We start from the raw sequence: 6,124 nt of genomic DNA, 5'->3' as shown, positions 1-6,124 counted from the left end.
GGCTGAGTCCTGTAATGTACAGAACTCAGCCCTCACGGCCTTAGCCCAAACCTGTCCAACTTTGCGGGGTCAGTTCATTGACCGGGCTTTTTGAGTAATGCTGGACGGTGTTGGTTGCGGGGGTAGGATTTGAACCTACGACCTTCGGGTTATGAGCCCGACGAGCTGCCAGACTGCTCCACCCCGCGTCCGTCGAAGAAAAGATTATAAGTCCTCGCTTAGTTTGCCGCAATACCCCGTTTGCTTCGATCTTCCAAAAAGAAGAAACGAAGCTGCGTCGCAGCGTCTCGCGTCGAAGCGAAGCCATGGAAACACGCGTGGCATAATCGTCCGTTCGTCATGGTCTCCATATCGACAACGGATCAAACGCGGCATGCATCACTTGCGTCGGGGCATCATCGGAAAGATCAGCGGGTTCGCGGCGATATGCGCGATCCTGCTGCTCTCGCTCGCGCCCGTCGCATCGCAGGCGTTCGAACATGCGCGCATCGAATCGCTGCTCGCTTCCGTGTGCGCATCCGATGCGCAGGCATCGCGCGATTCGCATCCAGCGAACCACCACGTCGCCGATCATCTTCAGGCATGCGCTTATTGCGATCTCATCGCGCACGCGCCAACGCCGCCGGTATCGCTCGATCGAGCTTTCTCCGCGTTTTCACCACGCGATGTATTCCCTTCCGCCCCGCTCACGGATGCGCCGCGACGCGAGTTGGTCAACGCTGCGCAACCGCGCGCCCCGCCCGCTTTCGCCTGAATCAATTTCCCATGCACGGGCTTCGTCCATCGCACAGCGCGAGAGAAGTCTTTCATTCGCATGCAGCAAATATCGCCCGAAGCGTCGACTGCTTCGAGCACGCAAGGAACCATCATGCTTTCATCATCGTTCAGGCGGGGCGCGCTCGCGCTGGCGTTCTTCGGCTCGACGCAACTCGCGTTCGCGCACGCATTGCCTAAGCTGCAACAGCCCGGCCCCGGCGCGACCGTCAGTGGGCCGCACGAAGTCGCGATCGACTTCGGGGAGGCGCTCGAGCCGACCTTCAGCAAGCTCATCGTCACCAATGCGCGCGGCACGCAGGTCAACACCGCGAGCTCCACCGTCGATGCCGGCAACAAAAAGCACATGAGCGTCGCGCTTCCCGATCTCGCGCCGGGCGTCTACGAAGTGCAATGGACCGCTGTCGCGGCGGACGGTCATCGGACGCAAGGTCACTACAACTTCACCGTCAAGTGAGGACAATATGAAAAAAATCGCTGTACTCGTGGGCACGCTCGCCTGCGCATCGTTCGCCCAGGCCGCCACGCTCGAAGCCCGCGATTGCTGGATTCGCGCGATGCCGCCGAACCTGCCATCATCGGGCTACTTCATCGTTACGAATAACGGCGACAAGCCCGCCACACTCACGGCCGCCGAGACCCCCGCCTTCGGCATGGCGATGATGCACAAGTCCGAGAGTAAAAACGGCACGGCGACGATGTCGCCGGTCGACTCGGTCGACGTCCCCCCGCACGGCACGCTGAGCTTCGCGCCCAAGGGCTATCACCTGATGCTCGAAGAACCCGGCAAGCCGCTCAAGGTAGGCTCGACGATTCCCCTCACCCTTTCGTTCGCGGACAAATCCACGCTCAACGCGAACTGCGAAGTGAAGTCGCCGGCGACGGTCGGTCATTGAGATCACGCAGCTCACGCTTCTTAAAAACAAAGCGCGCCGGATTTCCAGCCCGGCGCGCTTTTTTAGCGGCTACACAGCATTACTTCACGGCCTGCTGAACATGTCCATGATCTGCTTGCGTTCGTCGGTCGTGACTTGCGGCGTTGGGGGCGCCTGCATGCCGGCCGGTCCCACGCCGCCCATCGTGGTCGCATCGCTCGCCATGGGGTTGGTGTTATCCAGTCCGATGCTCGCGACGAAGCCGGCGCCCGGCGTGCGGTCGGCATAGAACAACTCGCCGTCGACAGTCGTAATGCCATCGGGCTTCGCCATCTGCTCCTGCGGAATCCCCCGCAGCGCGCGTCCCATGTATTCGACCCAGATCGGCAGCGCGAGCTGCGCGCCGAACTCGCGGCTGCCGAGCGTCTTGGGCTGGTCATAGCCCATCCACGCGACCGCGACGAGTTGCTTCTGATACCCGGCGAACCAGCCATCCTTCGCGTCGTTGGTCGTGCCGGTCTTGCCTTGCAGGTCGTTGCGCTTCAGGACGTTGGTGCCCGAGCCCGTGCCCTGCGTCGCGACCGTATGCAGCAGGCTGTTCATGATGTACGCGTTGCGCGGCTCGAGCGTCTGCGGTGCGTTGCTGCCGGCCGTGAGCGGATTCGCGCGCGAGATCACGGTGCCGCGCGCATCGGCGACATCGGCGATGAGATAAGGATTGATGCGATAGCCGCCGTTCGCAAACACCGAATACGCGCCGCTCAGTTGCAAAGGCGTGACGAGCCCGGCGCCGAGCGCAAGCGGCAGATAAGGCGGCGTCTTGTCCTTGTCGAAGCCGAACTTCTGGGTGACGAAGTCCTGCGCGTAGCCCGTGCCGATATACGACAGGATGCGGATCGACACCAGGTTCTTCGACTTCTGCAGGCCGGTGCGCATCGACATCGGGCCGTCCGGCTGGTCGTCGTCCTTCGGTTCCCACGCGTCGCCGCCGCCGGCCGCGGGGAAGTACAGCGGCGCATCGTTGATGATGGTCGCCGGTCCGAGACCCTTGTCGAGCGCCGCCGAATAGATGAACGGCTTGAAGCTCGAGCCCGGCTGGCGCCAAGCCTGCGTGACGTGATTGAACTTGTTCTTGTTGAAGTCGAAGCCGCCGACGAGCGCGCGGATCGCACCGTCCTGCGGCGTCATCGACACGAGCGCGCCCTCGACCTGCGGCAGTTGCGTGAGCTGCCAGTTGCCCTTGTCGTCCTTCGCGAGACGCACGATCGAGCCCGGCTTGATCGCAAGCGCCTTCGTCGCGTTGCTGCGCAGCCCCGCCGCCACAAAGCGCACGCCTTCGCCGGAAATGGTCGCGGTATCGCCGCCGACGAACTGCGCCGTCACCTGCTTCGGGCTCGCGCTCGTCACGACCGCCGCAACGAGCTCGCCGTTGTCCGGATGTTCGACGAGCGCGTCTTCGATCGCCTCGGCGCGGTCGTCCGCGTTCGACGGCAGATTGATGTTGCCCTCCGGGCCACGATAGCCATGCCGGCGCTCGTAATCCATCACGCCCTTGCGCACGGCCTTGTAGGCGGCGTCCTGATCGGCGGAATCGATGGTCGTCGTCACCGTGAGGCCGCGCGTATAGGTCTCTTCCTTGTACTGCGCGTACATCATCTGCCGCACCATTTCCGCGACGTATTCCGCATGCACGCCGTACTCGGTGCCCGCGGACTTCGTGCGAATATCCTCGGCGATCGCCTGATCGTACTGCTCGCGCGTGATGAAGTTGAGGTCCAGCATGCGCTTGAGAATGTATTGCTGGCGCACCTTCGCGCGCTTCGGATTGACGACCGGGTTATACGCAGACGGCGCTTTCGGCAGGCCCGCGAGCATCGCCGCTTCGGCGAGCGTGATGTCCTTCAGATCCTTGCCGAAGTACACGCGCGCCGCAGCCGAAAACCCGTAGGCGCGCTCGCCGAGATAAATCTGGTTCATGTACAGCTCGAGGATCTGATCTTTCGTCAGCGCGCGCTCGATCTTGTACGCGAGCAGCATCTCGTAGATCTTGCGCGTGTAGGTCTTCTCGCTTGACAGGAAGAAGTTGCGCGCGACCTGCATCGTGATCGTGCTCGCGCCCTGCGATGCGCCGCCGTGCGTCAGATCGGTCACGCCCGCGCGCAGAATCCCGACGAAGTCGACGCCGCCATGATCGTAGAAGCGGTAATCCTCGATCGCGAGGACGGCCTTCTTCATCTGGTCGGGAATGTCCTGGAAGCGCACGAGGCTGCGCCGTTCCTCGCCGAACTCGCCGATCAGCACGTGATCCGCGGTGTAGACGCGCAGCGGCACCTTCGGCCGATAGTCGATGAGCGCATTGAGCGACGGCAGGTTCGGCCCCATGACGACGAGCGCATAACCGACGATGAGCGCGCCAATCACCACGCCGATCGCGGCGAGGCCCGCAAACCAGAGCGCGATGCGCGCGAAGGGCGAACGCCCTCGCCCGTCGCCGTTACGATCGTTGCGGCCGCCGCGGCCATTTCCGCCGTTGCGTCCGCCGCCGTCGCGGCCGCCCGAGTCATTGCGTGAGTCGTTGCGAGAGTCGTTCCAGCGGGGCTCGCGATCGTATCGCGAAGACTTCGATGAGTCGGGTCGTTTGATGATAGGCATGTGTGGTTTGTTCAGCGTGCCTTGAAGCGCGCGCGCTGCCGGGCTGCGATGCGACGCGCCGAAGCCTCGGCGCTACTGCAAAGACGGGACGAACGAATGGGGCCGGTTTCGACCGAGAATAACTGCCCATTTTAAAGAATTCGTGCGCGCCCCTACAAAACCAGCGGGAATTTTTTGTAAGTAAATGCCGCGCGCCTGGCGAACGCCTGCGTATGTCGGGTTACCCACAGAAAGTGTTGAGAGCCTTGTGGACAACCGTATGAGAAAATATCCAAGTTGTTGATCGCGCGCCGTTTTTGCGCGACGCTCAAACGCGTGCGATGCGAGGTGGCTCACACGCACGGCCGGCGCGCAAACCGATATGATGGTTGAGTGGATCGCGGGTTCCCCGCAACCACTCGGGCGTGCCTGAGATATAGATGTCGTGCCGTTTGATGAACCGAAGCCGCGATCTTTCCATACGATCGCCTTACTGTTTGCGAGCCGCTCATGACGACCAAACCCAGCGAACGCATCGTTGTTTTCGTGACTCCCGCGCAGAAGCTGGCCATCAGCAATACAGCGGACACCCTCGGCATCAGCGTGAGCGAGCTCATGCGACGCGCGGTGCTGAACTTCAACGCGACGAGCGAGCAGATCAAGGTGGCTGGCATCGTCGATCGTCTGCGTGCGCCGAAGGCCCCCGATCCGCTCAACGCCGCGCTGAAAAGCGTCGCCGCGAAAGCAGCCGCGCGAGAAGCCCGGGAAGCTGCGGCGAGCGCGACCAAGCGCGCCGCGCAGGCGCGCACCGTCACCGAGCCCCTTCCTGACCCCGCTTTAGCCGAAGATGAAGTCGTGCACGACACCGATCACGACGACGATGCCTCCCTGACGGACGACACGCGTTCCGAACGCTAGCTCTGCCCCGCTGCGGCCGCGCGCGTCGTTACACTCCTTAACCTTCCGTTAAGGCCCGATTAAGTCACGGCATGATTTAATGAGCGGGTAAACCCGGCGTGAACGCAAGGCTCACGCCGCTTGCAATCCCGCGCGTTGCGCCTCACATTCGAGCCGCGTGGCACGCTGATGAGCGCGCACGCCGCCGTCTTCATCCAGGAGAAATACATGTCGCTTTTCGATTCCATCACGCGCACCGTCAGAGGCCTCTTGAACGACGCCGCCGATACCATGCAGGACCCTTCGCGCGACGCGCGCCAGATCGTGCGCGAGCTCGACGACAGCATCGCGAAGGCGGAGAACTCGCTCATCGAGATAGAAGCGCAGGTCGCGACGCAGCAAAGCAAGCGCGACGCCGCCGCCGACAAGGCGAAGAAGTACGGCGACGGTGCGAAGCGCGCACTGCAGACAGGCGATGAAGGACTCGCGCGCGAAGCACTCGCGGCGCAGGCGAACGCCGAATCCGAACGCGACGCGCTCGCGGCGGAACTGCAGACGCTGGAGCCTTCGGTCGAGCATCTGAAAAAGCAGATCGCGGACATGCGTCAGCGCCGCAACGATCTCAACGCGCGTTCCAATATTCTTCAGGCAAAGCAGCAGATCGCGCAGGCGAAGGACACCGCGGCGACGGCGCTGGGCGGCATCGGCGGAAAAAATCTTTCAGAGGACTTTCAGAAGCTCGAAGACAAGGTTCAGCTCGCCAACGCCCGCTCGGACGCGCGTCTGAATTCGGCGGACCAGAAATCCGGCAAGGCGCTCGACGACAAACTCGCGGAACTCAATCGCGGGCCTTCGGTCGAGGATCGTCTCGAGGCGCTGAAGAAGCAGTTGAATACGCCGGCGCAATAAGTGCTGGTGTTGAAGGCGTCGACGCATGGCGAACTCCT

At 62.7% G+C, this 6,124-nt stretch carries 6 protein-coding genes and 1 tRNA gene; 5 read left to right on the top strand and 2 right to left on the bottom strand.

Annotation, left to right across the window (positions count from 1 at the left end; genetic code table 11):
* Nucleotides 1-111: 111 nt before the first annotated feature.
* A tRNA-Met gene (locus NCR38_RS05960) sits at nucleotides 112-188 on the bottom strand.
* Nucleotides 189-373: 185 nt separating this feature from the next.
* Between NCR38_RS05960 and NCR38_RS05955 the strand changes: the two genes are divergently transcribed.
* The 3 genes from NCR38_RS05955 to NCR38_RS05945 all read left to right on the top strand — a co-directional run bounded on the left by NCR38_RS05955 (nucleotide 374) and on the right by NCR38_RS05945 (nucleotide 1,670).
* Nucleotides 374-754: a DUF2946 domain-containing protein gene (locus NCR38_RS05955; protein ID WP_061117512.1), complete on the top strand. Its 381-nt coding sequence runs from the start codon at nucleotides 374-376 to the stop codon at nucleotides 752-754.
* A gap of 114 nt (nucleotides 755-868) precedes the next feature.
* Nucleotides 869-1,231 carry a copper resistance protein CopC gene (locus tag NCR38_RS05950; protein WP_061117629.1) on the top strand — a complete coding sequence of 121 codons (363 nt, stop codon included), beginning with the start codon at nucleotides 869-871 and terminating at the stop codon, nucleotides 1,229-1,231.
* A gap of 7 nt (nucleotides 1,232-1,238) precedes the next feature.
* Nucleotides 1,239-1,670 (top strand): copper chaperone PCu(A)C, encoded by a 432-nt coding sequence (locus NCR38_RS05945; protein ID WP_061117513.1) that lies wholly within the window; start codon nucleotides 1,239-1,241, stop codon nucleotides 1,668-1,670.
* Between the two features lie 84 nt (nucleotides 1,671-1,754).
* Here the strand turns inward: NCR38_RS05945 and NCR38_RS05940 are convergent, their stop codons facing one another.
* Nucleotides 1,755-4,301, bottom strand: a complete 2,547-nt coding sequence (locus NCR38_RS05940; RefSeq protein ID WP_250476573.1) for a penicillin-binding protein 1A — start codon at nucleotides 4,299-4,301, stop codon at nucleotides 1,755-1,757.
* A 489-nt stretch (nucleotides 4,302-4,790) separates the two neighbouring features.
* Between NCR38_RS05940 and NCR38_RS34440 the strand changes: the two genes are divergently transcribed.
* Nucleotides 4,791-5,198: a plasmid mobilization protein gene (locus tag NCR38_RS34440; protein ID WP_250476572.1), complete on the top strand. Its 408-nt coding sequence runs from the start codon at nucleotides 4,791-4,793 to the stop codon at nucleotides 5,196-5,198.
* A gap of 207 nt (nucleotides 5,199-5,405) precedes the next feature.
* Entirely contained in the window at nucleotides 5,406-6,086 is a 681-nt protein-coding gene (locus NCR38_RS05930) for a PspA/IM30 family protein (RefSeq protein ID WP_250476578.1), read from the top strand.
* Nucleotides 6,087-6,124: the final 38 nt, after the last annotated feature.

Source organism: Caballeronia sp. INML1 (assembly GCF_023631085.1).
GTDB classification, from domain to species: Bacteria; Pseudomonadota; Gammaproteobacteria; order Burkholderiales; family Burkholderiaceae; genus Caballeronia; species Caballeronia turbans.
This window is presented reverse-complemented; position numbering and strand designations above follow the sequence as displayed.

Excerpts from the sequence above, each read along its gene's own strand:
- NCR38_RS05955 (WP_061117512.1), top strand. The coding sequence starts at position 374 with ATGCATCACTTGCGTCGGGGCATCATCGGAAAGATCAGCGGGTTCGCG.
- NCR38_RS05950 (WP_061117629.1), top strand. The coding sequence starts at position 869 with ATGCTTTCATCATCGTTCAGGCGGGGCGCGCTCGCGCTGGCGTTCTTC.
- NCR38_RS05945 (WP_061117513.1), top strand. The coding sequence starts at position 1,239 with ATGAAAAAAATCGCTGTACTCGTGGGCACGCTCGCCTGCGCATCGTTC.
- NCR38_RS05940 (WP_250476573.1), bottom strand. The coding sequence starts at position 4,301 with ATGCCTATCATCAAACGACCCGACTCATCGAAGTCTTCGCGATACGAT.
- NCR38_RS34440 (WP_250476572.1), top strand. The coding sequence starts at position 4,791 with ATGACGACCAAACCCAGCGAACGCATCGTTGTTTTCGTGACTCCCGCG.
- NCR38_RS05930 (WP_250476578.1), top strand. The coding sequence starts at position 5,406 with ATGTCGCTTTTCGATTCCATCACGCGCACCGTCAGAGGCCTCTTGAAC.